Origin of the sequence: Xanthomonas arboricola pv. populi, assembly GCF_002939945.1 — a bacterium.
Classification (GTDB): domain Bacteria; phylum Pseudomonadota; class Gammaproteobacteria; order Xanthomonadales; family Xanthomonadaceae; genus Xanthomonas; species Xanthomonas arboricola_A.
This window is the reverse complement of record NZ_MDEB01000003.1, coordinates 1-24,920: the sequence shown is the minus strand read 5'-3', so window position 1 is coordinate 24,920 and position 24,920 is coordinate 1. Positions and strand designations below refer to the sequence as shown.

General features: G+C 60.9%; 22 protein-coding genes and 1 pseudogene. 11 read left to right on the top strand and 12 right to left on the bottom strand.

What is annotated here, in order from left to right; all coding sequences use genetic code 11:
• Nucleotides 1–3: 3 nt before the first annotated feature.
• The 5 genes from pilB to XaplCFBP3123_RS09545 form a co-directional block, all read right to left on the bottom strand.
• Nucleotides 4–1,740: a type IV-A pilus assembly ATPase PilB gene (pilB, locus tag XaplCFBP3123_RS09565; protein ID WP_104533848.1), complete on the bottom strand. Its 1,737-nt coding sequence runs from the start codon at nucleotides 1,738–1,740 to the stop codon at nucleotides 4–6.
• 149 nt (nucleotides 1,741–1,889) lie between these two features.
• On the bottom strand, nucleotides 1,890–2,489 hold the full coding sequence (locus tag XaplCFBP3123_RS09560) for a class I SAM-dependent methyltransferase (RefSeq protein WP_047124752.1): 600 nt from the start codon (nucleotides 2,487–2,489) through the stop codon (nucleotides 1,890–1,892).
• Nucleotides 2,490–2,499: 10 nt separating this feature from the next.
• Nucleotides 2,500–3,531 (bottom strand): glycosyltransferase, encoded by a 1,032-nt coding sequence (locus XaplCFBP3123_RS09555; RefSeq protein WP_080959838.1) that lies wholly within the window; start codon nucleotides 3,529–3,531, stop codon nucleotides 2,500–2,502.
• Nucleotides 3,528–4,322, bottom strand: coding sequence for a glycosyltransferase family A protein (locus tag XaplCFBP3123_RS09550; RefSeq protein ID WP_052767998.1), 795 nt, complete (start codon nucleotides 4,320–4,322; stop codon nucleotides 3,528–3,530). Before XaplCFBP3123_RS09550 ends, XaplCFBP3123_RS09555 begins: the two co-directional genes overlap by 4 nt.
• 4 nt (nucleotides 4,323–4,326) lie before the next feature.
• The gene (locus tag XaplCFBP3123_RS09545) at nucleotides 4,327–4,707 is read right to left on the bottom strand and encodes an SMR family transporter (protein WP_052767997.1); all 381 of its coding nucleotides are present in this window, start codon (nucleotides 4,705–4,707) and stop codon (nucleotides 4,327–4,329) included.
• A 345-nt stretch (nucleotides 4,708–5,052) separates the two neighbouring features.
• Here XaplCFBP3123_RS09545 and XaplCFBP3123_RS09540 point away from each other — a divergent pair, with 345 nt between their 5' ends.
• The 6 genes from XaplCFBP3123_RS09540 (at nucleotide 5,053) to XaplCFBP3123_RS09510 (ending at nucleotide 11,295) form a co-directional block, all read left to right on the top strand.
• Nucleotides 5,053–5,469 carry a pilin gene (locus XaplCFBP3123_RS09540; protein WP_047124751.1) on the top strand — a complete coding sequence of 139 codons (417 nt, stop codon included), beginning with the start codon at nucleotides 5,053–5,055 and terminating at the stop codon, nucleotides 5,467–5,469.
• Nucleotides 5,470–5,524: 55 nt separating this feature from the next.
• Complete coding sequence (locus XaplCFBP3123_RS09535) at nucleotides 5,525–7,492, top strand: hypothetical protein (RefSeq protein WP_146091317.1); 1,968 nt, start codon at nucleotides 5,525–5,527, stop codon at nucleotides 7,490–7,492.
• A 109-nt stretch (nucleotides 7,493–7,601) separates the two neighbouring features.
• Nucleotides 7,602–8,864 carry a type II secretion system F family protein gene (locus tag XaplCFBP3123_RS09530; RefSeq protein WP_047124749.1) on the top strand — a complete coding sequence of 421 codons (1,263 nt, stop codon included), beginning with the start codon at nucleotides 7,602–7,604 and terminating at the stop codon, nucleotides 8,862–8,864.
• 6 nt (nucleotides 8,865–8,870) lie between these two features.
• The gene (locus XaplCFBP3123_RS09525; protein ID WP_104533847.1) at nucleotides 8,871–9,734 is read left to right on the top strand and encodes a prepilin peptidase; all 864 of its coding nucleotides are present in this window, start codon (nucleotides 8,871–8,873) and stop codon (nucleotides 9,732–9,734) included.
• A 13-nt stretch (nucleotides 9,735–9,747) separates the two neighbouring features.
• On the top strand, nucleotides 9,748–10,371 hold the full coding sequence (gene coaE, locus XaplCFBP3123_RS09520) for a dephospho-CoA kinase (protein ID WP_104533846.1): 624 nt from the start codon (nucleotides 9,748–9,750) through the stop codon (nucleotides 10,369–10,371).
• A gap of 525 nt (nucleotides 10,372–10,896) precedes the next feature.
• Entirely contained in the window at nucleotides 10,897–11,295 is a 399-nt protein-coding gene (locus tag XaplCFBP3123_RS09510; protein ID WP_104533845.1) for a SymE family type I addiction module toxin, read from the top strand.
• Between the two features lie 104 nt (nucleotides 11,296–11,399).
• On the opposite strand, the gene XaplCFBP3123_RS09505 is transcribed toward XaplCFBP3123_RS09510, so the two are convergent.
• From XaplCFBP3123_RS09505 to rimK, 4 genes are all read right to left on the bottom strand, one after another.
• On the bottom strand, nucleotides 11,400–12,734 hold the full coding sequence (locus tag XaplCFBP3123_RS09505) for a sensor histidine kinase (protein ID WP_172453190.1): 1,335 nt from the start codon (nucleotides 12,732–12,734) through the stop codon (nucleotides 11,400–11,402).
• Nucleotides 12,727–13,404, bottom strand: coding sequence for a response regulator transcription factor (locus XaplCFBP3123_RS09500; protein WP_006448355.1), 678 nt, complete (start codon nucleotides 13,402–13,404; stop codon nucleotides 12,727–12,729). Before XaplCFBP3123_RS09500 ends, XaplCFBP3123_RS09505 begins: the two co-directional genes overlap by 8 nt.
• A gap of 90 nt (nucleotides 13,405–13,494) precedes the next feature.
• Nucleotides 13,495–13,872 (bottom strand): hypothetical protein, encoded by a 378-nt coding sequence (locus XaplCFBP3123_RS09495; RefSeq protein WP_253254181.1) that lies wholly within the window; start codon nucleotides 13,870–13,872, stop codon nucleotides 13,495–13,497.
• A 226-nt stretch (nucleotides 13,873–14,098) separates the two neighbouring features.
• Entirely contained in the window at nucleotides 14,099–15,004 is a 906-nt protein-coding gene (gene rimK / locus XaplCFBP3123_RS09490) for a 30S ribosomal protein S6--L-glutamate ligase (protein WP_172453189.1), read from the bottom strand.
• A gap of 486 nt (nucleotides 15,005–15,490) precedes the next feature.
• On the opposite strand from rimK, the gene glgX reads away from it, so the two are divergent.
• Nucleotides 15,491–17,623 (top strand): glycogen debranching protein GlgX, encoded by a 2,133-nt coding sequence (glgX, locus tag XaplCFBP3123_RS09485; RefSeq protein ID WP_104533843.1) that lies wholly within the window; start codon nucleotides 15,491–15,493, stop codon nucleotides 17,621–17,623.
• Nucleotides 17,624–18,293: 670 nt separating this feature from the next.
• Here glgX and XaplCFBP3123_RS09480 read toward each other — a convergent pair.
• The 3 genes from XaplCFBP3123_RS09480 to XaplCFBP3123_RS09465 all read right to left on the bottom strand — a co-directional run bounded on the left by XaplCFBP3123_RS09480 (nucleotide 18,294) and on the right by XaplCFBP3123_RS09465 (nucleotide 20,916).
• Nucleotides 18,294–18,686 carry an H-NS family nucleoid-associated regulatory protein gene (locus XaplCFBP3123_RS09480; protein ID WP_023904915.1) on the bottom strand — a complete coding sequence of 131 codons (393 nt, stop codon included), beginning with the start codon at nucleotides 18,684–18,686 and terminating at the stop codon, nucleotides 18,294–18,296.
• An 89-nt stretch (nucleotides 18,687–18,775) separates the two neighbouring features.
• A complete protein-coding gene (locus XaplCFBP3123_RS09475) occupies nucleotides 18,776–19,171 on the bottom strand; it encodes a hypothetical protein (RefSeq protein ID WP_104533842.1) in 396 nt (131 codons plus the stop codon).
• A 1,094-nt stretch (nucleotides 19,172–20,265) separates the two neighbouring features.
• On the bottom strand, nucleotides 20,266–20,916 hold the full coding sequence (locus tag XaplCFBP3123_RS09465) for a TetR/AcrR family transcriptional regulator (RefSeq protein ID WP_216361730.1): 651 nt from the start codon (nucleotides 20,914–20,916) through the stop codon (nucleotides 20,266–20,268).
• Between the two features lie 186 nt (nucleotides 20,917–21,102).
• On the opposite strand from XaplCFBP3123_RS09465, the gene XaplCFBP3123_RS09460 reads away from it, so the two are divergent.
• The 4 genes and pseudogenes from XaplCFBP3123_RS09460 to XaplCFBP3123_RS09445 form a co-directional block, all read left to right on the top strand.
• A complete protein-coding gene (locus tag XaplCFBP3123_RS09460) occupies nucleotides 21,103–22,179 on the top strand; it encodes a lipocalin-like domain-containing protein (RefSeq protein WP_104533840.1) in 1,077 nt (358 codons plus the stop codon).
• Nucleotides 22,180–22,249: 70 nt separating this feature from the next.
• Entirely contained in the window at nucleotides 22,250–23,317 is a 1,068-nt protein-coding gene (locus tag XaplCFBP3123_RS09455; protein WP_172453188.1) for a lipocalin-like domain-containing protein, read from the top strand.
• Between the two features lie 150 nt (nucleotides 23,318–23,467).
• Nucleotides 23,468–24,612 (top strand): annotated as a pseudogene (locus XaplCFBP3123_RS09450) (IS3 family transposase).
• A partial coding sequence (locus tag XaplCFBP3123_RS09445) for a TraI domain-containing protein (protein ID WP_429001622.1) occupies nucleotides 24,609–24,920 on the top strand: 312 nt, incomplete at its 3' end. The pseudogene XaplCFBP3123_RS09450 and the gene XaplCFBP3123_RS09445, both read left to right, overlap by 4 nt.

Here is a 24,920-nt window from a genome sequence, read left to right as displayed (position 1 = left end):
CGCTCAGTCCTTCGTCACCCGATTGATCTCGGCCAGGCTCGTCACCCCATGCGCCGCCTTCACCAGTGCCGACTGGCGCAGGTCGCGAATGCCGATCTTCTGCGCCGCCTCGGCGATCTGCATCGCGTTGCCGCCTTCCAGCACGATCGCACCGATCTCGTCGGTCATTGGCATTACCTGATAGATACCGGTACGGCCCTTGTAGCCTTCCGTGCACTCGTCGCAACCGACCGCTTCGTATAGCTCGATACCGGCAGCGAGCTGCTCTGCAGTAAACCCTTCCGCCAGCAACGCATGCTCGGGCAAGGTCGATTTGCGCTTGCAGTTGTTGCATAACCGCCGTGCCAGACGCTGCGCAATGACCAGCGTCACCGACGAGGTGATGTTGTAGGGCGCAATGCCCATGTTCATCAAACGCGCGATGGTCTGCGGCGCGTCGTTGGTGTGCAGCGTGGACAGCACCATGTGACCTGTCTGCGCCGCCTTGATCGCAATCTCTGCCGTCTCCAGGTCGCGGATTTCGCCGACCATGATGATGTCCGGGTCCTGGCGCAGGAACGAGCGCAGCGCCGCAGCAAACGTCATACCGCGCTTGACGTTCTGCTGCACCTGATTGACACCAGGCAAGCGGATTTCGACCGGATCCTCGGCCGTGGAGATATTGCGCGTCTCATCGTTGAGGATGCCCAGCGCCGTATACAGCGACACCGTCTTGCCCGAACCGGTCGGCCCGGTCACCAGCACCATGCCGTACGGCTTGTGGATCGCATCCAGGAACAGCTTCTGCTGGTCCGCCTCGTAGCCCAGCTTCTCGATGCCCAGCTTGGCTGCGCTGCCGTCCAGGATACGCAGCACCACCTTTTCGCCGAACAACGTCGGCAAGGTGCTCACGCGGAAGTCGATCTGCTTGGTCTTGGACAGGTTGAGCTTGATGCGCCCGTCCTGCGGCACCCGCTTCTCGGCGATATCCAGCTGCGACATCACCTTCAGGCGCGCCGCGATGCGCTGGTTCAGCTTTACCGGTGCCTTGGCCACGTTCTTCAGCAAACCGTCGATCCGCAGCCGCACCCGGTAGTCGTCTTCATAGGGCTCGAAATGGATGTCGGAGGCTCCCCGCCGGATCGCATCCACCAGTACCTTGTTGACGAACTTCACCACCGGCGTGTCGTCGCCCTTGGCATCGACCCCGGAATCCCCGCCGGCGCCCATGTCCTCGTCCCCGGAGGAGACATCCAGATCCCCCATGTCGTCATCGTCGTCACCGAGCGACGAGCCGAGCGCCGCATTGCTCGCCTGCCACTGCTCCAAGGTACGACGGATCTGGTCCTCATCGACCAGGATTGGCTCCACCACCAGATTGGTGTGGAACTTGATATCGTCCAGCGCCCTGGTCTGGGTTGGGTTGCTCACCCCCACGAACAACCGGTTCCCGCGCTTGAACAGCGGCAGCACCTGGTACTTTTGGAGCAACTCTTCGCTGACCAGCTTGACCGCGTTCTGGCTGGCGTCGAACACCGACACATCCATCAGCGGCATACCGAACTCAACCGCATTGGCTGCGGCGAGCTGAGATGCAGTGACCAACTTTTTCTCCGAGAACCACTGCGGCAACGGCACTTTAGCGGTAGCGGCCTGATCCATCGCCGTACGCGCAGCGCCTTCATCCAAAGCACCGTCCTGCACAAGGCGGCGGGCGATGCCGGTGATACCAACCAAGTTGGCAGTGACGACGCTATTCATAGATTACTACCCCTAATTTCTTTGCACCTATGGTATCCCGGCACTGGCAGCAACGGATGTATACCCGACCAGCCTAGCCACTCGCATCCCCGCAGTCTTGCAATACTTGAAAACATCTTTGGATCAACCCCTCACCAGCACTTGCGCTTCTAGACATCACGCACGTAGAGCGCCTGTATTTCATGATGTGTAAACCAATCGCCTAGCCAGCGCTTATCGAACGGAAAATAGCGCAAGGTTTGCAACTTGAAACCTGCTGCGGCCACCAGCTCTGAGCCCGAAAGAAATTGGCTATCGATGAATGTCAAATGTGTGGGATCGCTGCGAAAACCCGCCTTGCCTGGCACGATCACCAGCAGTCTTTGTACGCCCAAACGACGAGCTGCCCGAGCCAAATTGCTGAAAATCGCTGCCGGCGCCTCAAGGTGCTCCAGCACGTGACTAACCACCATCGATTCGAACCGAATCGAATCGGGAATAACGCTCAACTGCCAGTTATCAGCGAAACCGTCATAGTGATCCACCACAAGACCCCGGCGGCGGCAATACGCAACCGTTGCACCGTTGTACTCCAGCCCCCTGGATCCTTCGGGCAGTCTTCCAAGCAACTCCCCTACGCCACAGCCGAAATCCAGCGTCGGGCCACGCAGCAAAGATTGCGCACTGCGCAGGTAGATCTTGCGCACCAGCTTCCTCAGCGGTGCGCGATCGGTCTGATAGCTGGTGTAGCGCTCATCGAACTCAGTCACGCACCACTCCTCACCCCTTTTTCTTATTGACTAGCAGGTGCAATGTCCGCGATGGCACTGCGGCGATGTCGTACGCAAGGAAACCTAGAACGAGCTGGATTCCCACGATCACCTGCAGCGCTGCGAGCATTACGCTACCGGCAGAACTGAAATACCCCGTCTGTGCCGATTGCAGCCAGAAGAACACACCTGTCGCTGCGCCGGAGAACAGAAAAAGTACGCCTGCAACCAGCTCCAACGATGCAAGGGACAGGTCGCGCAAGAAGTAGTTGTAGAAGATCCGCTTTCCAAAATTGCGTAGGTGGCGGACAGCGAAGTCCAGGACAATCTTGCGCACACTCAGGTTGCTGACCTCGTCGCCATACCGTGCATCCATCGGTACATCGACCACCACTGCACGGATGGTATTCAAGCGAAACAGCATGTCGCTTTCGAAAAAGTACCGGCGGCTGATCTTGTCCAGCGGCATGCGTGCCACCACGCTCGCATGCACGGCCGTGTAGCCATTGGTCGGATCGAAAATGTCCCAGTACCCGGAGGAAAGCTTGGTCAAAAAAGACAGCGCGGCGTTGCCGATGATCCGTAGCTTCGGCATCCGGCCGATCTGCGCCAGGTCGTAGAACCGGTTGCCCTTGGTGTAATCGGCCTCGCCTCGAACGATCGGCCCGATCAGCTCCGGCAACGCATCCGGATCCATCTGACCGTCGCCGTCCATCTTCACGATGATTTCCATACCATCGGCAACCGCCGCCCGATAACCAGTTATGGCGGCCCCTCCGACACCCAGGTTGGAGGGATTGCGGCACACCACCACCCGCGGATCCGCACAGCGCTGCTCCACCCAGGCACCACTGGCGTCGGGGCAATGATCGTCGACCACATAGATACGTTCAACCTGCACGGGAATCGCCGCCAGCACATCGAGCACCTTGTTCCTGACCCGGTAGCAGGGAATGACAACCGCCAGGCGCACCTCGAACCTGGCCTCGTCGGCGCCGGGCAATGCATTGGTGGCGTATTGCACTGCAGCCTGCATCTTCATCCACCGGTGCTGTAGGAGAGACGATAGACGCGCGCTAACAACGCGGCGACCGCGCGCGGCCAGAAGCGTTGGAACATCATCAGATCCTCAGTGGCACGCATGCCCGACAGCACCCCGTCGCTGGTCGTGCTTGCGGCATGCACACGGTGCAGCATCGCGACCCTTCGCACACGCACGAACGGCCCTTGCTGATCGGCTGCGCGCGTCCACGCGTCCCAATCCAGGTTCAGCCGGAGATCTTCGCGAAAAACGCCCCAGCCGGCGTCCTTGCGGACGGTCACCGAGGGGCATGGCACTGCGCAGCCGAACATCAATAGCCGCCGCTTCGATGCCCTGGACCGGATCATCCCTGTTCCAAGAAACGCGATCTCCTGCAAGACCCGCTTGACTGCCAGCATCGGTGTCATCACGCGCTGCTGCTCGCCAGCCAGTTCGCCATAACCGGTCATGACCAACACCGCGCCAGGCTCTTGCGCAATGGCGGCCTTGGTCTCGCCTGCGAAGTCGGGCAGATAGACGTCGTCCTGATGTGCCAAGGTGACCCAGCGCGCAGCTGCCACGCCCAGCGCCAGATTCCAGTCGTGGCCGATGCCCCGCTGCGCCTGATGGTGCACCACCAATCTGGCCCCATAGCGCGCCGCCAACAATTCGACTTGCGGGCTCGGCGTGGAGGTGCTGATCCAGATAGGCGATGGCGACCACTGCGCTGCCAGCGAGCGCAGACAGGCATCCAGATAAGGCGAATCGCCATAGGCTGGCACCACGAACGCATGATCCACTTCGCCTGACATCTCGTCAGCCCGCCTGCGCGGTGAGCGAAACCAGCGCTACGCCTGTGGAGATCAACACCAACCCCACCCACTGCCAGGGCGTCAGTCGCTCCCCATAGAGCAACCAGCTGAGCAGGGCCAACAACAGATAGAAGAACGCGCCAGAAATCGCAAATGCCACGCCGAGCTTGACCTGGCGGACCACCAACATCCAAACGATGAATCCGATGCCCTGGACTGCCACTGCCGTGATCACACTGGGCGACAGCACCGCCGCCGCCAACCACGCCCGCCCGGTCGGCGCCGGCGTCCGCGCAGCGATCTGAGTCAATCCATGCTTTACCAGCAACTGGCTCCCGATAGTGGAGCACGTCACAAAAAAAATTAGAGGTATTTCACGTATCATCGCATTGCCGCGTTCGGGATGGGGCCTGACCGCGCATCGAATGCCTGCGTGTCGTCGTGAACAGCATAAGTGCTGCGAACCGACCGCACCACTTGCGCAAATCAGCCAGAAAGAGTGACAAATTTGGTCACCCTCTGACCCATTTGGTCGCCGCGCAGAGCTGCAGTTACGGAAGAGTTCGCCTGAGCGCTTGTTAAACGGCAAGGTGCGAGAGTTGGCACGTCCTTTGCTTTGATCAACACGTGGTGGTCACGCACAGCCACGGCCCGATCCCTGCCGCGCAGGGCAAGGGTCACCGAAGTGCTCTCATCCAGTCCCAATCCAATCCAAGCCAAGGTCGAATCAATGAAAAAGAATATGCAGCAGGGCTTCACCCTGATCGAACTGATGATCGTGATCGCCATCATCGCCATCCTGGCCGCCATCGCGCTGCCGGCCTACTCCGACTACACCAAGAAAGCCAAGGTCTCGGAAGCCGTGCTGGCCGCCTCGTCTGGACGCACTAGCATTTCCGAATATGTCGCCGCAAACAATGGCAGTTGCCCGTCTAGCAGCATCCTTGAAACCCAGTCCTCGGCTTATGTGACCGGCGTTAGCAATAGCGGCTGCGTGATTACCGCAGTTAGCAAGGTCCCGGGCGCAGAAGGCAGCATCATCCTGACTGGTACAGTGAATCCGTCGACGTTCCAAGTCGATTGGACCTGCGGCGGCAGTGTCAATACTAAGTTTCGCCCGGGCTCCTGCCAGGGCACCAAGCAGTAATCGAATTGTTTAGCAGAAACCCCGGGGAACCGGGGTTTTTTTATTGGACAGGAAAATGCCACCCCATTTCAACCGCATCAATCCAATTTTTCTGCTATTGAGCGCGATGTTATTGGCCGCGGCTATCTACTGGCCCGGATTGAGCGGTCCATTCCTGATGGACGATCAACAGCATCTACTACTTGTTCAATCATGGCACCAAGGACATATTGGTTTCTGGGACATGGCTGCAGGCAACGGCAACTGGCTATTTCATCGATCCCTCGCCATGGCAAGCCTAGCACTGAATGTCGTCATCGGGGGAGACTCAAGCTTTTCTCTCAAGCTCGGTAATTTACTGGGACACCTTATCTGTGCTGGGGTTGCATTTGGCTTGTTTCGCCAACTGCTAGCCTTTGATAAAAATTTATCAAGCAATACTGGCTTGGTTGCCGCACTGATTTGTGGGTTGTGGTTATTGCATCCAATCAATGCAAGCACTGTGCTGTACGTTGTACAGCGAATGAGCGAGATCGCCGCTATCTTTCCGTTGCTCGGGGTGGCGCTGTACGTGCTTGTCCGACAACGCATGCTGGCAGATAAAATATCGGCGATCAAATCACTGTTCTTGTTGTTTTTTTGCATTCCTGCGCTGACATTACTAGGTATACAGGGCAAGCAGAGCGCCGTAGTACTGGTTGGTCTGTGCCTAGTCGTGGAGATAGGTTGGTTTCAGGAGCCTCGTGAGTGGAACTGGGTCCTGAAGAGCTTTTACATTTTTTTTGTTGTCATGCCGCTGGTGATATTGCCGTTTGCACTTTATCACTACTGGCACTCACTCGAAGCAGCGATGCTCGAATGGGGAATGACGCCGTCCGAGAGACTGCTTACTGAACCGCGCGTGCTCTGGCAGTATCTGCATATGCTGGTAGTTCCGTACTCGCCCGCAATGGGGATCTACAATGACGACTTCGTCATATCACATGGTCTGCTCACACCCATCTCGACCCTGCTTTCGATAGTTGGACTGATCACAGTCAGCGCTTTTGCTTGGAACGTACGCAAGCGCCTACCAGCAACCTTTGTCGGATGGTTTTGGTTTTTGGTAGCGCACTCCGTTGAAGCAAGCATTGTTCCTATCGAGCTCTATTACGAGCATCGCAATTACCTGCCGCAATTTGGCTTGTGGCTCATGCTCATAGACCTTGTCGCCGCTGCATTACGCCATTTGAAAAAATCCGAGATAAAAGTCAAAGTTTTAGGCAACACTCTTGCATGCGGCTTTATCGCAGTGCTGGCCTTTCAAACATGGTCCAAAGCAATGGTTTGGCAAACCTCGCTTGGCATTAGCCTTGCAGCGGTGGAAACCCACCCCAACTCTGCCAGAGCTCATGTCGCATTCGGCTTTGCTGCCATGCAAGCCGGGCTAGTTGGAGAAACCTACCAAGCCTTTGATCAGTTAGCCGCCAACCCGGACCCCGCGCTTGCTGCGATAGGAAAAGTGGAACTGACTGTGCTGAACTGCCACCTGAAGCGCGACAGCGATCCAGAACTGTTACAACAGGCCGGACAGCAATCGGCTGCCTTCATCAACCCCGTCATGCCCTATGCGATATCCAACCTTCTAGAGGTCCATGCGCGTGGAGGTTGCGGTCGAGTCACAGCAAAAACGATCGCTCGGACGATCGAAGCAATGCTTGCAAACGCAACAATGCAGCGTGAATCCTCTCAAGCAATATGGACACTCCGCTACAACGCTGCTCTTGCCTACGACCAGGCTGGTGACTGGCGTAGCGCTTTGAAGCAAACCAGAATTGCTTGGCCCAACAGCCCCGATCCTACAATCGCTTTGTTTCATGTAAGGCTTTTACTCAAAGCGGATGACCTTAATGCCGCAAAGAACGCGTTTTGGGATGTCATGCGGCGCGCTCGCTACACGCGGGTGAGCGAGCTTGAGAACGCGTCGCGCGGCACCGCATTACGCGCAATTCTCAAGGAAATCAATGATTACGCCGCAAGGAACGGTGCCCAAGAATTGAACTGAACCAGCGGAAGGCAGCCGATTGGATCAGGACAGCGATCATGTCAGCAAATGCGTAAACCGCTATCATCATAGGTGTACCGGCATGGGGTGTCGGTGGGGAGACTTCGCAATGTCCGCAGTTAGCAGAACGGTGAAAAAGGGGACCAAGCCGGTCAGCCGCGCCAACGCGATGACCATGTTCGTGTGGGAGGGGACAGACAAACGCGGCATCAAGATGAAGGGAGATGAGCTCGCTCGCAATGCCAACATGTTGCGTGCAGAGCTACGGCGGCGTGGGATCATACCAACTGTCGTCAAGACCAAGCCCAAGCCACTATTCGGTGCGGCAGGCAAACCCATCAAAGCCAAGGAGATCGCGTTCTTCAGTCGACAGATGGCCACCATGATGAAGTCTGGCGTGCCCATCGTGGGCTCCCTCGAAATCATCGGCGAGGGTGCCAAGAACCCTCGCATGAGAAAAATGGTTGGCGAAATCCGCACCGACATTGAGGGAGGCTTATCCCTCAACGAGGCTGTCAGCAAGCATCCAGTACAGTTTGACGAGCTCTACCGCAATTTGGTGAGGGCGGGCGAGAGCGCAGGTGTGCTTGATACTGTCTTAGACACGGTGGCGACCTATAAGGAGAACATTGAGGCGCTCAAAGGGAAGATCAAGAAGGCGCTGTTCTATCCTGCAATGGTGATGGCCGTAGCTTTGATAGTCAGTTCTATCTTGCTGATTTGGGTGGTCCCGCAGTTCGAAACCGTGTTCTCTAGCTTCGGTGCGGAACTACCGGCGTTTACCCAAATGATCGTTAACCTGTCGCGATTCATGGTCTCCTGGTGGTTCCCGATGCTGCTGGTTGCCATCGGGTCGGCCATTGGCTTGGTCATGGCTTACAAGCGTTCGCCGAAGATGCAGCATCTATTCGACCGGTTGATCCTGAAAGTGCCAGTCATTGGCAAGATCATGCATGACAGTGCCATTGCAAGATTCGCACGCACTACTGCGGTGACCTTCAAGGCCGGTGTTCCATTGGTGGAAGCGTTGAGCATCGTCGCCGGGGCCACAGGCAATAAGGTGTATGAAGAGGCTGTGCTGCGCATGCGCGATGACGTGTCTGTCGGTTATCCCGTTAACATGGCAATGAAACAGGTCAATCTCTTTCCACACATGGTGATCCAGATGACCGCAATCGGCGAAGAGGCTGGCGCACTCGACGCCATGTTGTTCAAGGTGGCTGATTATTACGAGCAAGATGTGAACAATGCAGTGGATGCCTTGAGTAGCTTGCTTGAGCCGATGATCATGATCTTCATCGGCACCATCGTAGGCGGCATGGTCATCGGCATGTATCTTCCGATCTTCAAACTCGGCGCAGTGGTTGGATAAGACGTAATGGCATTTCTCGACCAGCATCCCGGTCTCGGCTTTCCTGCCGCGGCCGGACTGGGACTGCTGATCGGCAGCTTCCTGAACGTGGTAATCCTGCGCTTGCCCAAGCGCATGGAGTGGCAGTGGCGGCGCGATGCGCGCGAGATCCTGGAGCTGCCTGACATCTACGAGCCGCCGCCGCCTGGCATCGTGGTTGAGCCCTCGCATGACCCGGTCACCGGCGACAAGCTCAAATGGTGGGAGAACATCCCGCTTTTTAGCTGGCTGATGCTGCGCGGCAAGTCGCGCTACAGCGGCAAGCCGATCTCGCTCCAGTACCCGCTGGTGGAGTTGCTAACCTCGATCCTGTGTGTAGCCAGCGTCTGGCGCTTTGGCTTCGGCTGGCAGGGTTTCGGCGCGATCGTGCTGAGCTGCTTCCTGGTGGCGATGTCGGGCATCGACCTGCGCCACAAGCTGCTGCCGGACCAGCTGACCCTGCCGCTGATGTGGCTGGGCCTGGTCGGCTCGATGGACAACCTCTATATGCCCGCCAAGCCCGCCCTGCTGGGCGCGGCGGTCGGCTATGTCTCGCTGTGGACGGTGTGGTGGCTGTTCAAGCAGCTCACCGGCAAGGAAGGCATGGGCCACGGCGACTTCAAGCTGCTGGCCGCGCTTGGCGCGTGGTGCGGGTTGAAAGGCATCCTGCCGATCATCCTGATCTCCTCGCTGGTCGGCGCCATCCTCGGCTCGATCTGGCTGGTGGCCAAGGGCCGTGACCGCGCCACCCCGATCCCGTTCGGCCCCTACCTGGCCATCGCCGGCTGGGTGGTGTTCTTCTGGGGCAACGATATAGTCGACGGTTACCTGCACTTCGCAGGGCTGCGTTGACCCGGGCACGGCGATGAGCGATTTCATCGTCGGCCTTACCGGCGGCATCGCCTCCGGCAAGAGCGCCATGGCCGCCGAGTTCGAGAAGCTGGGCGTGCCGGTCATCGATGCGGATGTGATTGCGCGGCAGGTTGTGGCGCCCGGCCCCATTCTCGACGCCATCACCGAGCAGTTCGGCCGCGAGATTCTGTTACCGGATGGAACACTGGACCGCCAAGCGCTGCGCAAGATCGTCTTCGCCGATCCAGCCCAACGGAAAGCGCTGGAAGCGATCACCCACCCGGCCATTCGCGCAGAACTGCAGCGCGCCGCGCAGGAAGCCTTGGGCCCTTATACGGTCGTCGCCATCCCCCTTCTGACCGAAGCGGGTGGACGAGCGACCTATGCCTGGCTGGACCGCATTCTGGTTGTCGATGCGCCGGTGTCGCTTCAACATGCTCGCCTGATGCAACGCGACGGGAGCACATCGGTGCTTGCCGATCAGATGATTGCCGCGCAAGCGTCTCGCGAACAACGATTGGCCATTGCCGATGACGTAGTCAGCAACGAAGGCGACACGGACCGACTGGCGCAACAAGCGCGAAGCCTGGATGCGAGCTACAGGGCAATTCTACAAACGCATCGAATCGGGCGCTGACGTCCACGGCCGAGCACCCAAGATGCTCCCGCGGTCAGCCGGCTGCCATTACCAGCGGCGAGTTAATTGGCACACGCTGCACGGCGTCCGTTCCCTCAGCACGCAGCTCCTCCGGTGTGCATGGCATGTTTCCCAGGCAGCGTGACGTACTCGACGCCGAATTAGCGCATCAACGCCGACCGGACTTATTTACTGCATTGACATTCCAGAAAACCAGTAGCAACCTCTGCCTCAAGGAGCGTAGAAACTCCTCTCATAGCGGTACCCACCTCCGTCAAACTGGTGGGTTTTTTGTGCCTGTTCGCAGGCGCAAGCCGACGCGATGCCTGCGTCGGGAGGGCGGCTAATACAACACTCCTTCGGGAGGAATACGCCCGCCGGCTATGAGCGGTTTCTAACCTCCCGACATCCCGTCGCCGGCCGGCGACGGTGCCTGTTCTTCGAAGGAGGCGTTGTCATGACAGATGCATCGGTATCGCAGATTGGTGGGCGTCGTCGCTCCGTGGTGCTGGCGGGGGTGAGGCGATGAGCCGGACGCAGTCTCCAACCGCCAAGCGGTACAAAGAATCAAATGCCAAGCACAACGCGACCACCAAGCGGGCAGCTACGCCGGTAAAGGACGCGCAGCCCATGCAGCTGGTGCCCTCGCCCAAGTTCGATGTGGACAACCCCGACGTCGACCGTCGCCACAGGCCCCGCGTGGACGATCTGCCGCCGCGGCCACCGCGCAAGGCACGCACGCCCACGCGCTGCACGGTGGGTTATGCGTTCTACGATGCAGAACCGGGCCGGCCGCACAGCCAGCGGATTCCCAGCGTGCGCTTGCGCGGGCTGTGGCTGGAGCAGTTGGGGTTTGCGGTTGGGTGCAAGCTGCAGATCACGGCGCGTGCGGGCGAGTTGGTGGTGACGGTGGTGGAGCGCTGAGGGGTGTTTTGGGTGCGGTTGTTGTTTGGAGGCGCTGCGTTGGTGAGGCGTTATGGGTAAGGCTGTCGCGCCCGGGTGCGCTCCTACGGACGTGCGGATGGTGGTTAGCGGTAGAAGGCTAGGGTTGCGATGACGCCGCGCTGCTGGCCTGGGCGCACGCTGACGCGCCAGCCGTAGAGGTCACAGAGCCGGCTGACGATCGATAGGCCGATGCCGCCGCCTTGCGAGTGGCCGGCGTGGGTGCCGCGGTAGCCACGCTGGAACAGCTTGGCGGCGTCTTCCTCGCTCAGGCCGGGGCCGGAGTCGATGACTTCCACGCAGTCGCCGCGCACGCGCACCCGCACCTGGCCGTCCTGGGTGTACTTGACCGCGTTGCCGATCAAGTTGCCCAGCGCCACCGACAAGGCGGATTCGGGCGCGTCGATGACCAGGTCGCGCTCGCCTTCCAGCAGCAGTTCCAGCGGCTTGCCGCCGAGCTGGGCGCGGTGCGCGTCGATCAGCTGTTCGGCCACCTTGGCGACGTTGCTGCTGCCCTGCCCGCGTTCATTGCGCGAGAGCAGCAGCAGCGAGCCGATCAGGTCGCTGCACTGCAGTTCGGCGCGCTGGATGCGCTGCAGGCGCTGCAGCATCTTCTCGTCGAGATTGGGCTTGGTGAGCAGCAGTTCGGTGGCGCCACGAATCACCGCCAGCGGGGTGCGCAGTTCGTGGCTGACGTCGGCGTTGAATTCGCGGTCGCGCTGTACCACTTCGGTGAGGCGGGCCGAGTAATCGTCCAGCGCTTCGGCCAGCTGGCCCACTTCGTCGTCGGGGAAGTGCGCGGCCAGCGGCTTGGGCTCGCTGGTGCCGCCACGGTAGGCACGCAGGCGCGCGGCCAGATCCGACACCGGGCGCATCACCTTGGAGGCGGACCACCAGCCGATCAGCAGCGAAAACCCGCTGAACACCAGCACCGAGAGCATCAGCGTGCGCTTGAGCTGGATCTCGCCCTTGAGCGTCTGGGTCATGTCGTAGGCGAGGAAGAACCACTCGCTTGGCGTCTTGCGCACCGCCAGCTTGTACGAATACGCGTTGCCATTTTCGTCCACGCCGGAGATGGTGTGGATGCCGTCCGGGAACTGATACCACTCCGGCTGTTCCAGCCGCAGCGCTTCGAACTTGTCGCTCTTGACCACGCGCCCGCGCATCTGCTGTACCGGCAGATCGGGGTTGCGCAGCGGGTCGGAATAGAAGCGCTGCGCGAACGCGTCGATATTGCGGTTCATCACGTCTTCGACCAACTGGTTTTCCACGCGCGAGCGCGCCCAGTTGGTGGCGAAGGCGAACAGCGTGGTCAGGCAAAAGCCCAACAACACGAACGACAGGATGATGCGACTGCGCAGACGCCGCCGGTAGCGGCCGCGCTTGCGCGCCGGCCGCGCGCCGTTATTGCTTTCAGGCATCGGGCGAGGCGATGCGATAGCCGATGCCGTGACGTGTCTGGATCATCGGTACATCGAAGGGCTTGTCGACCACCGCGCGCAGGCCGTGGATATGCACGCGCAGCGAATCCGAATCCGGCAGCTCCTCGCCCCAGACGCGGGTTTCCAGCTCCTGGCGGGTGACCACGGCCGGCGAGGCCTCCATCAGCGACTGCAGGATCTTCAACGCCGTGGGGTTGAGCTGCAGCAGCTTGCCGCGGCGACGCACTTCCAGCGTGTCCAGGTTGTATTCCAGATCGCCGGTTTCCAGCACGCGGGTGTGCACGCCCTTGCCTCGACGCGACAGCGCATTCAGCCGCACTTCCACTTCCTGCAATGCAAACGGCTTGATCAGGTAGTCGTCCGCACCGGAGTCGAAACCGGCCAGCTTGTTGTCCAGCGAATCGCGTGCGGTGAGCATCAGCACCGGGGTCTGCTTGCGCGCTTCGTTGCGCAGCTTGCGGCACACCTCGATGCCGTCCATGCCGGGCAGGTTGAGGTCGAGCACGATGGCGTCGAACTCGTGCACCACGGCCAGGTGCAGACCGGTCACGCCGTCGGCGGCAAAGTCCACCGTGTGGCCGCGGTCTTCGAGATAGTCGCCCAGATTGGCGGCGATATCGCTGTTGTCTTCGATTACTAGAATTCGCACTGGAACCTCATTGGTTAAGCTGTTTTTGGCGCTGGCGCCGAGAAATGTCGTGTTGACTCACAGTCGTATGAGGGCGGCACTCGGCGGCGGTCAGACACTGCTTGGTACTGATCTACGAACCAGGTGCACGCGCGCGCCGGCAGTTGGCCGACCATCATCGCCTGCCATGGTCAAAATCTGGGTGACGGGCTCCTGATCGTTCTGCAACGCTGCGCGCTGGTCCGGGTGCAGCACGGTGACATCCGGCTGCGCCTCCAACGCAGCTTTGCTGCAATCAAGTGCAGCTGTCACCTTAGCGCGCTCATCCTGACTGATCTCGGAGTGCTTCGCGCCTGTGTGCAGCTCGCTCCGCACCTGCTCCGCCGGTGGCTTGGGCGGCGCGTCGCCATCGACCGCCATTGCGCAGGCAGGGCTGATCAGGAAACCGATCACGCTGAGCAGCATTGCGGTGCTGACTTGCCTTGCCATGCCGACGCCTCCTTGTGTGCCCGAGCGATTTAACATCAACGAATGTAGACGCGAAGCCTGGGGGCAGCAAGCCACCACATAAAAAGGCCCAAGTGCGACAACGCACTTGGGCCAAAAGTTCATCCCGATCACCGTCACTGCCGAGAGCGGAGCTACGGTCGGGTGAGGCTAGCGAGGAAAGGATTATATTTCCGTTAAATTTTTGATAAGAAAGCTGGTGGCCCGATCAGCGGACAGACTGCTCCAGGTGCTGGATGATCGCCGCCGCCACGTCCACCTCGCAGACCCCTTCCACGCCCTCCAGTCCGGGTGTCGAATTGACCTCGAGCACCAGCGGCCCGCGCCTGGAACGAATCAGGTCCACGCCGGCCACCGCCAGGCCCAGCGCGCGCGCCGAACGTACCGCGACCTCCTGCTCCTGCTCGGTGGCCTGGGCCACCGCGGCGCTGCCGCCTAGATGCAGGTTGGAACGGAAGTCGCCCTCGGCAGCCTGCCGGCGCATGGCGGCAACCACCCGGTCGCCGACCACAAAGCAGCGCAGGTCCGCGCCCTCGGCCTCGCCGATGAATTCCTGCACGATGAAGTTGGCGTACAGCCCGCGCAGCGCCTCGACCACGCCGCGCGAGGCGCTGGCTTTTTCGGTGAGGATCACCCCGGCGCCCTGCGCGCCTTCGTTCAACTTCACCACATGCGGCGGCGGGCCGAGCATCGACAGCAGGTCCTGGGTGTCGTCCGGGTTGTCGCCGAACACGGTCACCGGCATGTCGATGCCTTGCGCGGCCAGCAACTGATGCGCGCGCAGCTTATCGCGCGAGCGCAGGATGGCGTCGGAGGGGTTGGGGGTGTAGGTGCCCATGAATTCGAGCTGGCGCAACACAGCGGTGGCATAACGCGTGACTGAGGCACCGATGCGCGGGATCACCGCGTCGAACCCGGTGATCGGCTTGCCCTTGTAGTGCAGGCTGAAGCCGTCGGCGGCGATGCGCATATAGCAGCGCAGCGGGTCGAGGATGCGCACGGTGTGGCCACGCTTGCGCCCGGCCTCGATGAGCCGCCGGGTCGAATACAGCTTGCTGTTGCGGGAAAGAATGGCGATTTTCATCGCGGCAGGTATACGGCGCGGCCTGGACATGGTCGGAGTCTGATGACGGAGTGACCCAAGTCCGCAGGTCTGCCGGTCGATTACGCGCGGGCAGCGTCCCTGCCCTGCACGTTGCGTTCGACGGGTGTGCGACGGCCCCGAGAATGGGAAACGGAAGCGATGCAGCAAGGCAGCTGTAACACTGCATGCGCTGCGTCGCTTCGACCGGCTGGATGCTAGCAGGGCCGCTGCGCAGCGCTCAAGCGCGCGCATGCGTGCATCGGGACGGGTGATGCACAGTACTCATTTGTCTGACGACCATCGCACACGCAACGCACCAGATGCGTTCGATTCAATGCGTCAGCTCACCCGCATCGGCATGCGTCGTTCTGTCACCGCCGCCAAGAATGACCGGCAGCGCGCGCCGCATGGCCGCCCTCACGCCGCCCCCCTGTCGTCGTGACGCGTTTTGCACAGCTGAACCCGCAATGCTTGAGTCCCCTCAATGCCGGCATGCCGGCGCACCCGAGACTCTCAATGCGACGTCCAGCAAGCGCGGCTTACGCCAACCCCTCCCGCATCCGCCAAGGACGCCCGTTTCCGCGTGGCGCCGTCTTCGATGGCAAGGGCACCAATTTTGCATTGTTTTCCGCGCACGCCACGCGCGTGGAGCTGTGCCTGTTCGACGAACAGGGCACCGAAGTGCGGGTGGATCTTCCGGAATACACCAACGAGATCTGGCACGGCTACCTGCCCGACGTCAAACCCGGCCAGCGCTACGGCTACCGCGTGCATGGCCCCTATGAACCGACCGAAGGCCACCGCTTCAACCACAACAAGCTGTTGATGGACCCGTACGCGCGCGAGATGGATGGCGACCTGATCTGGGCGGACGAACTCTATGGTTATACCGTGGGCCACCCGGACGGCGACCTGAGCTTCGACGAGCGCGATAGTGCGCCGTTCATGCCCAAGTGCGTGGTGGTCGAAGACACCTACGACTGGGAAGACGACGCACGCCTGCTGACGCCGTGGAACGAGACGGTGATCTACGAAACCCACGTGCGTGGCTACACCATGCGCAACCCGCAGGTGCCGGAAGCCGTGCGTGGCACCTTTGCCGGCCTGGCACAGCCGCAGGTCCTGCAATACATCAAGGACCTGGGCATCACCGCAGTCGAACTGTTGCCGGTGCATGCGTATCTGGACGACCAGCATCTGCTGGACAAGGACCTGCGCAATTACTGGGGCTACAACACCATCGGCTTCTTCGCGCTGAAGTCGCGTTACCTGTCCAGCGGGCATCGCGACGAATTCCGCGACATGGTCAAGGCCATGCACAAGCAGGGCCTGGAAGTGATCCTGGACGTGGTCTACAACCACACCGCCGAAGGCAGCGAGCTGGGCCCGACACTGTCGTTCAAGGGCATCGACAACGCCAGCTACTACCGCCTTGCCGAAGACAAGCGTTACTACATCAACGACACCGGCACCGGCAACACGCTCAACCTGAGCAACTCGCGGGTGATCCAGTTCGTCAACGATTCGCTGCGCTACTGGGCCGGCGAGATGCATGTGGACGGCTTCCGCTTCGATCTGGCCACCATCCTGGGGCGCGAGCCGAGTGGCTTCGACCAGCGTGGCGGTTTCCTGGATGCGTGCAACCAGGACCCGCTGCTGTCGGAGGTCAAGTTGATTGCCGAACCCTGGGACTGCGGCCCCGGCGGCTACCAGGTCGGTCACTTCCCGCCCGGCTGGTCGGAATGGAACGACAAGTTCCGCGACAACGCGCGTGAATTCTGGAAGGGCGAGGACGGCAAGCTCGCCGAATTCGCCACCCGCTTTACCGGCTCGGCCGATCTGTTCGATCGTCGTGGTCGCCGTCCGTGGGCGTCGGTCAACTTCATCACCGCGCACGATGGATTCACCCTGCGCGATCTGGTGAGCTACAACGAAAAGCACAACATCGCCAATGGCGAGGACAATCGCGACGGTTCGTCCAACGATGGCTCCTGCAATTACGGCGAAGAAGGCGACACAGACAATACGGACGTGCTGCAGATCCGCGAGCGGCAGATGAAGAACCTGCTCGCCACGCTGCTGCTCTCGCAAGGTACGCCGATGATGCTTGCCGGCGATGAGCGTGCGCAGTCGCAGGGCGGCAACAACAATACCTACTGCCAGGACAACGAGATCACCTGGCTGGACTGGCAAAACGACCCCACGGACGGCCGTTTGACCCAATTCGTCAAGGCGCTCACCGGCTTGCGCAAGCGCTACCCGATCCTGTCGCGCGGTCGCTTTCTCAACGGCCAGTACAACGAAGAGGCCGGCCTGCGCGATCTGACCTGGCTCAATCCCGGCGGCACCGAGATGGACGACGCGCATTGGACCGATGCCGGTGCGCGCTCGGTGGGTTTGCTGCTGGAAGGCAAGGCGCAGACCTCGGGCGTCAAGGAACTGGCCAACGACGACACCTTGTTGATCGTCATCCATGCCTACCACGAAGGGGTGACCTTCACCCTGCCCTCGTCCGATGAACCGGTGCACTGGAAGCTGGTGCTCTCCACCGACGAAGCGCTGGCAGTAGATATGATGCCGGCCGGCGCCAGCGAGTTCCTGGCACCGCCGCGCAGCGTGTCGGTATTCGAGTGCAAGAGCGACCAGTAGCCCTGTAGCGATAAGCGAAACCCGCTGCCTGCCGGAATTCCGGCGGGCAGCGGGTTTTTTATTGCTTGGACATTTGCGCCGGATGCTTCTGTTTGAAGCGGATCTGCGCTGTCGCTCTGCAAACGCCGCCGCTGCTTTTCGTGTGCGATTACAACCCTGCTGGTGACACCCAGAATCGGCGTCGAGCGCGGCGCAAACAGAATCGCTCCTGGCAATGCCGCAATCGCAGATAGAGCTTCGATTTGCTTTATCGGCTAAAGCGCTTGAGGCAATGGCTTGGCATCAATTACTGATATGGCGATGCGGGCTGGCGCAACACTTATCGATTCATCACGCGTCATTATCGATAGTCGATCAGCGGACCGACAAGCCAAAACAGCCGTACCCGGGATCGCGCCGTTCGAGTACACCTATCGAAAACACCCGCTGGCTGACTGCGCCGCAATGCATCGAACAACCACATCGCTGCACCAAGCTGGACGCGCAACTTTCCGTCTCCGGCCTGGCGTACGGCCACATCGGCAAGCCTGGATCACATCCAGCATCGATCGCATGGTCCGCCGGCGCCTAAAATACAGCGCAGCAGTGACAGCGATAAAATCAACGTGCGCAAAGCCGCGAATCGCCAGGCGCCAACGCGCCCCTAGCCCGGCTCTTAATACGCAAAAACTCAGCCCGGATACAGCGGGAATCGCTTGTCCGGATGATTGGCCTTCCATTCCTTGTAGGAGCTGGTGCCTTCCCATGCCTTGAACGCGCGCGGCGTGCGGCCCCGCCCGGACCAGGTTTCGCCGGAATGCGGAATCCAGTACTTGGCCACCACTTCGCCCGTGGACGACAGCGGCCCCTTGGATTTTCCGGTCATCGCCAGCGAAGCGATCTGGGACTTCTGCTTGGCATTGAAGCGGCTGCCGAACTGGGTCAGCACCTCGACCACCTGGTCGAAGGCTTCCAGGGTCTGGGCGTATTTCAGCTGGGCTTCTTCCTGCTCGAGCTTGCGCAGCTCTTCCAGCAATTGGGCTTTGGCGGCGGCAGAGGGTGAAGCGGGCGGAACCTGGCGCATTGGCAAAACTGAGGTTGGGAGGGGTCAGCGAGTATTGCCGTTGCGCCGGCTAGCGTAAAGCGGCAGGGCGTGCCCGAGGCTGGCTGCGCTCAGCGATGGCGCAGCAAGGCATGCTCGCGGGCCATGGTCAGCACCGGCCCGATGCGCCCGGCCCGGATCAGCTCACGGCAGTGCTTGCCGACGAACTCGACCCTGGGCGCCGAAAACCACTGCACCACCCGATCCAGCTCGCCGGCGTTGATGGACCAGGCATGGCAGACCGCCTCGCCCAGCTCTTCCACGCCCACCAGCCCCAATTCGCGGATCTGCTCGGAATCCAGCGCGAACATCTCCAGCACCTTGCCCGCATCGTCCGGCGTGCCATAACCAGAACTCATCTGCCCGGCCGACCCGGCGCAATACGCGATAGAGGCTGCACGCGCGGATTCGGCGCGTCGCATACCCTTGAGAAGTGCGCCGATGAGTTGAGGATGCGTGGCGGTCATGGTGCTCGCTCGATGATGGCTGCCACTATGCCCATCGCCGCGAACCCGCTCAATCAGGAGGTTCCTGACCATGGGGAAGGAAATAGCGAAGCGCGCAACTCGCGTCATTCGCTCTGGGCGCGCTGCAATCGATGTCGGTCCAAACGCCAAACGTCATGTCCGACCGCGTCGTCCCAATCGGTTGTAGCAGACAGAGGTACACCCGATCAGAGGTTAAAAAGCTGACAGCTGAAAAACCAGTCGCTGCCATCACTGCAAGAGACCTGAGCCTGCGCCTGCAGTCGCATATCAGGAAAATAAGCGCGCTCGTGCAGCGGCCGCCCGAGAAGAAAAGCAATTCAGTTGGGAACGGATCAGATATCGAGCGATCACGCTCCGGCAGAGCGGACAAGATCGTCAGCGGCGCCTGCAGGACATGGAGCGGGCGATGGGAACAGCACTTCGCGCCCAACCCATTGTAATTAAAGAAATTTATCCCGTATGGTCTACAGGATTAGACCGCATTATGTACCGAGGCCCTGTTCTCGACAAGCCAACTGTATCCACTCAGCGCCGCTGACCTCCAAGAACAGCTATCAAGGCTACGACGGTATGGCTCTGTTGCCGAAGGTGTCGGCTATGGGCATGTCGTAGTTGACGATGATCTTATCGGCACCCCTTTCACGCGCTCTGACGCGTGTCAGTGGGCTTCGCCATGCCGTATGGTGCGCACCCGACCATGCCCAAGACGCCGCCTGCCGAACCCGACCGACCGCGGCCATTTCTTCATGCGACCAGTATGTGCCCCGTGCCACATCATCCCTCTTGCTTGTCACAAGGTTAACGGGCATGGAGTGTAGGAACAGTCTTGGCGGCGACAGGGCATTGGCACTCGGTGTGGCTGGTGCGAGACTGATAAAAGGCTCTGGCGGCCGAAAGTGCTTGAGCGGTTAGGTGCCAACGGTGCTTCGAGCCGACACGCGGGCTGATGCTGCATAAGAGGCGACCTTAGAAGTGCAAGTAAGACTGTGGGTAAGGCCATCTGCGGACTTCGCCAAGGCCTTTCTGACTCAGTAATTTGCTCAGCCAGCGCGATCGCTGGTGGGACAGCCGCATCAACGCACGCTTCCCCGGTAGCCATCGAGGAAGAAGTCCACACGGGCGCAGACCTGACTTCGGTCGGCGTTCGCCAAGCCACAGGGAACCTTCGCAAGCACGGCCGCCCGCACCGCCGGAGCCACAACCAGATCCCAGAGATGCCCGGCCGACACGATGGCTGGGTCTTCAGCGGCACGCTTTTTGCGAGACGTCCGGGCCTCGCCTTCACGGCCTCGTTCGAGAATGCCTGCGAGATAGCGCAGCGCCTGCCCGCGCGCGGCTTCGACGCTGGCCACCAGTTCCGGGAAGCGCACCGATTCAGCCACGATCACGCGCTCAAGCGCGATGACGTCGGTGGCGAGCACGACCTCCAGGACCCGCAGGCAGCCATCGAGGATGCGATCCTTGAGCGGGCTCGCATCCTCGGCCATATCCGGCAGGTGCCCCAGCGTCTGGTCCGAATAAGTGCGCACGACGACCCGGAACAGCGTCTCCTTCGTGGGGAAGCGGGCGTAGAGGCTGCGCTTGGCCACGCCGGCCGATACGGCGATCTGCTCCATGCCGGTGTCGGCATAACCCTTATCTAGGAAGGCGCGGGTCGCGACCTGGACGATACGCGTGGTTATCTCCGCAGCGGACTCCGCGGTGGGGCGTCCACCTCTCCTCATACTGTCTTTCTCTTGTCTCAAATCGCTGTCTCTCTCGCTGTTCATATGCCTGAGCCGCAGGGTGGGCGACTTGCTCGGGTGCGCCAATAATGCAACACTTGCGTTGCATTATTGGCGCACCGTTCCCCGCAGCCAGCGGCGTCGCCCCGTGCTTGCCTCCGTTGGTTGCCGAAGCAGGAGAACCCCATGCCGCAACTTTACACGCCGCTGTCCTTCGACGTCTCCAAGCCGCATATCCGCTCGCCACAGGAGGAGTGGCGACCCCACGCCCGCATGAGCGAGAAGTCGTACGAGTGGTGGTACGTGACGCTCCATGCCTTCGATGCCTCGGGGCGGCGCTACTTTTTGTTCTTCGACATCGTGCACTATCCCGGCGACGGCTGGCACACGCGTTTCGGCGTGCCGTTCGAGGAGGGCAAGCGCTTCGCCCACCTGGTCGGCATGGTGAGCGATTACGAGCGGCAGGACTACCGGACCCTGCGCACGGAAGGACTCATCTCCGACCAGCAGATATGGGACGCGGATCGCCGCGCAGTCCTGACACGGCTCGGGGAAAGCTCGGCCGACTGGTCGTACACGGACCAGGGCATGCAATTGAGAGCAGAGGTCGGCGATACCCGCCTCGATCTGCGCTTCTCCGAAACCGACGAGGTGATCTGGCATCAGGACAAGCTCGGCGTGAAAGGCCTGATCCAGCAGGGTGCCGAGGACGACTTCAGCTTCTACTTCTCGATCATGCGCGCCGCCGCCCATGGCACGTTTTCGCTCAAGGATGCCGACGGCAGCTGGCGCACGTTGCAGATCGCCGGGCAGGCCTGGATCGATCGCCAGTGGGGGGACTTCTTCACTCTGACCTGGGAATGGTCGTCCTTCCGTTTCGACAACGGTGCGCGCTTCCATCTTTACAACTTCTACAACGGCCACCAGGAGGCGGTCTACGTGACCGCCGACGGCGAGGTCCGGTATCTCGATGGCGTGGTGGTGAAACAGAACGGCTACGCCAAGGCGCCCGATGTCGGCACGTGGGTGTCCTGGGGCTGGAGCTACGAGTTGCCGGTCGAGGTGGAAGGCTCGCGCCGGTTCCGGGTGGAGCCGCTGTCCTCCAGGGAGTTCCTGGAAATCCCGGAAATCCGGTATGCGCTCTACGAAGGCGGCGCTCGCCTGATCGACGAAACGAGCGGACGACAGGTCGGCGTATCCGTCAACGAGTCGGCCGACATCCGGATTATGCAGAACGCTCCCTACGCCAGCCGCCAGCGCTGAAAGCCCTCGCCCCTCGGGCGCGGCCATGCCGCTCCCGACCCCATTCCACCGACAGACAAAGGATAATCACATGGCCGACAAGAACGGCAGGCTCCTGGACGACCAGGCCAGTTTCGACCGGCTCGGCATCGATCGCGACCACCCCCAGACATGGGAGGACGCGTTGCGGCTAAAGCAGCCGTTCAAGCCCGGCGAATGGGAATGGTGGTATGCCGACGCCCATTTCTCCGATGGCCTCTATTGCGTGGTCTCGTTCCATATCCAGGTGGATGCGGAGGGCAGGAACACGCCATTCATCAATCTCAACATCGCCCGCGATGGAACCAAGCTCGCCGACATCACGACGCCCTTCGACGACGGCCGCTTCGAGGTCTCCGACACCCAATGCGACGTCAGAATCGGCAAGTCGTTTTTCCGCGGCCTCGATGGCCTGGAGCGCTACCACATCCACGTCGATCCGGACGAAAACCAAGGTCACGGGTTGGACCTGGTGCTCGAGCGTACGGTGCGCCCCTACCGCCCGGGCACCGGCCGCTGGGAAAACGCCGACGGGCATTTCTCCTGGTTCAGTGCGGTGCCCGGTGCGCGCACCAAGGGCAGCCTGTTCGTCGCCGGGAAGGCCATCGAGGTCGAAGGCAATGGCTACCACGACCACAACTGGGGTGATGTCCCGATGGATCATTTGCTCAGCGACTGGCTGTGGGGACGGGCGGAAGTGGAGGGCGTCACCGTGGTGGCGTCCTCCGTCCGCTTCCGCACCGAGGCCGGTGGGCTGGAAACTCCCCTGCTGTACGTTGCGCGGGGCGAGCAGGTCCACGCGGACGTGATCAACGACCAATTGATCTGCCTGGAGGGCGTGAAAGTCCCGGTGCCGCAGACAGGCAAGAAGGTCAGTAGCGATTGCGTCTACATCGTCGATCTGGATGGACTCAAGGGAAACGTGCGCTTCGATGGCCAGCGCACGATCGTCGCGTCCTTCCCGTTCACCAATTCCTCGCCCGACTGGGAGACCTGGCATGCCAAGTTCGTCGCGAAGGTGAGCGTGGACCTCGCGACGGACGAGGAGCACCTGCAGGTGAGCGGGGTCGGCTCGTTGGAAAACATGGATTTTCTCGGACGCCGTCGCCAATTGCAGTAACTACGCTCGCGATGCAATGTGGAGCCTCCCGGCAACGCCGCGGAGGCTGGAGGCCCGGCAGGGTGAGAAAGCCGGATACCGTTGAGTTGATACGCCCAGGGTTTCCTAGACATCTCAAGGCCATGGAAAATGGCTAATTCGGAGGTGTCCATGAGCAGTAAGCGGTATACGGATGAGTTCAAGATCGAGGCGGTCCGGCAAGTGACTGATCGTGGGTTCAAGGTGGCAGAAGTCGCCGAGCGACTGGGTGTCACCACGCACAGCCTCTACGCCTGGCTGCGCAAGTTCGGCAAGCCTGGCGTGGTGCAGCGCGCCGAGGTGGACCAGAGCGCCGAGGTTCGGCGGCTGAAGGCAGAGTTGCGTCGAGTGACCGAGGAGCGCGACATCCTAAAAAAGGCCGCCGCGTACTTTGCCAAGGGGTAAAGGCAAAGTACGCCTTCATGCAAGCCCACTGCGGGGAATTCAGGGTGTGTGCGATGTGCCGGGTGTTGCGGGTCAACCGGGCGGGTTATTACGCCTGGTTACGCTCGCCCGACAGTGCGCGCGCAAAGGAAGACCAACGCCTGCTGGGATTGATCAAGCACCACTGGCTGGCCAGCGGCAGTGTCTATGGGCATCGCAAGATTACGAAGGATCTGCGCGATCTGGGTGAGCGTTGCAGTCGCCATCGGGTGCATCGGCTGATGCGCACCGAGGGACTGCGTGCCCAGGTGGGCTATGGTCGCAAACCGCGCTTCCATGGAGGAATGCAGCGCAAGGCGGCGGCCAACCTGCTTGACCGACAGTTCGACGTGACTGAGCCGGACACGGCCTGGGCGAGCGATTTCACCTTCATCCGCACGCATGCAGGCTGGATGTACCTGGCTGTCGTGATCGATCTGTTTTCCAGGCAGGTCGTCGGCTGGGCGATGCGCGATCGGGCCGATACCGAGTTGGTCGTGCAGGCCTTGTTGTCTGCGGTGTGGCGGCGCAAACCCAACGCTGGTTGCTTGGTTCACTCGGACCAAGGGTCGGTCTACACCAGCGATGACTGGCGCAGTTTCCTGGCGTCCCATGGCTTGGTGTGCAGCATGAGTTAGCGTGGCAACTGCCACGACAACGCACCCGTGGAGAGCTTCTTCGGCCTGCTCAAACGCGAGCGGATCAGGCGGCGGATCTATCCCACCAAGGACGCCGCTCGCGCCGAGGTATTCGACTACATCGAGATGTTCTACAACCCCAACCGCCGCCACGGTTCAACTGGCGACCTGTCCCCTGTAGAGTTTGAACGGCGCTACGCGCAACGAGGGTCTTGAGTGTCTACGGAACCCTGAGCGTATCATTGTTTCAACGAAAGGCCGCCATCCTGCCACCTATTGCGGCAGTGACCGAGAATGCGCTTGGCAAAGGGCTGTTGCACCCCAAGCCGGCAGCGGAACTACTCACCACACCTCGACGCCAGAAGCTTCTGGAACATATCTGGCAGCGCACCTCTCTATCCCGCAAGCAGTTCCACACGCTCTATCGAGTCCCGATTGAGCGCTATGCGGATCTTGTGCAGCAATTCCCAGCGTCTGTGTCGACTCCCCGTAAAATTGATCCATCCATAACTAGAGGTCTCCGG

Coding starts and splice junctions, on each gene's coding strand:
- pilB (WP_104533848.1), bottom strand. CDS start 1,740: ATGAATAGCGTCGTCACTGCCAACTTGGTTGGTATCACCGGCATCGCC.
- XaplCFBP3123_RS09555 (WP_080959838.1), bottom strand. CDS start 3,531: ATGAAGATGCAGGCTGCAGTGCAATACGCCACCAATGCATTGCCCGGC.
- XaplCFBP3123_RS09550 (WP_052767998.1), bottom strand. CDS start 4,322: ATGTCAGGCGAAGTGGATCATGCGTTCGTGGTGCCAGCCTATGGCGAT.
- XaplCFBP3123_RS09545 (WP_052767997.1), bottom strand. CDS start 4,707: ATGATACGTGAAATACCTCTAATTTTTTTTGTGACGTGCTCCACTATC.
- XaplCFBP3123_RS09540 (WP_047124751.1), top strand. CDS start 5,053: ATGAAAAAGAATATGCAGCAGGGCTTCACCCTGATCGAACTGATGATC.
- XaplCFBP3123_RS09535 (WP_146091317.1), top strand. CDS start 5,525: ATGCCACCCCATTTCAACCGCATCAATCCAATTTTTCTGCTATTGAGC.
- XaplCFBP3123_RS09530 (WP_047124749.1), top strand. CDS start 7,602: ATGTCCGCAGTTAGCAGAACGGTGAAAAAGGGGACCAAGCCGGTCAGC.
- XaplCFBP3123_RS09525 (WP_104533847.1), top strand. CDS start 8,871: ATGGCATTTCTCGACCAGCATCCCGGTCTCGGCTTTCCTGCCGCGGCC.
- coaE (WP_104533846.1), top strand. CDS start 9,748: ATGAGCGATTTCATCGTCGGCCTTACCGGCGGCATCGCCTCCGGCAAG.
- XaplCFBP3123_RS09510 (WP_104533845.1), top strand. CDS start 10,897: ATGAGCCGGACGCAGTCTCCAACCGCCAAGCGGTACAAAGAATCAAAT.
- XaplCFBP3123_RS09505 (WP_172453190.1), bottom strand. CDS start 12,734: ATGCCTGAAAGCAATAACGGCGCGCGGCCGGCGCGCAAGCGCGGCCGC.
- XaplCFBP3123_RS09495 (WP_253254181.1), bottom strand. CDS start 13,872: ATGGCAAGGCAAGTCAGCACCGCAATGCTGCTCAGCGTGATCGGTTTC.
- rimK (WP_172453189.1), bottom strand. CDS start 15,004: ATGTCCAGGCCGCGCCGTATACCTGCCGCGATGAAAATCGCCATTCTT.
- glgX (WP_104533843.1), top strand. CDS start 15,491: ATGCGACGTCCAGCAAGCGCGGCTTACGCCAACCCCTCCCGCATCCGC.
- XaplCFBP3123_RS09480 (WP_023904915.1), bottom strand. CDS start 18,686: ATGCGCCAGGTTCCGCCCGCTTCACCCTCTGCCGCCGCCAAAGCCCAA.
- XaplCFBP3123_RS09475 (WP_104533842.1), bottom strand. CDS start 19,171: ATGACCGCCACGCATCCTCAACTCATCGGCGCACTTCTCAAGGGTATG.
- XaplCFBP3123_RS09465 (WP_216361730.1), bottom strand. CDS start 20,916: ATGAGGAGAGGTGGACGCCCCACCGCGGAGTCCGCTGCGGAGATAACC.
- XaplCFBP3123_RS09460 (WP_104533840.1), top strand. CDS start 21,103: ATGCCGCAACTTTACACGCCGCTGTCCTTCGACGTCTCCAAGCCGCAT.
- XaplCFBP3123_RS09455 (WP_172453188.1), top strand. CDS start 22,250: ATGGCCGACAAGAACGGCAGGCTCCTGGACGACCAGGCCAGTTTCGAC.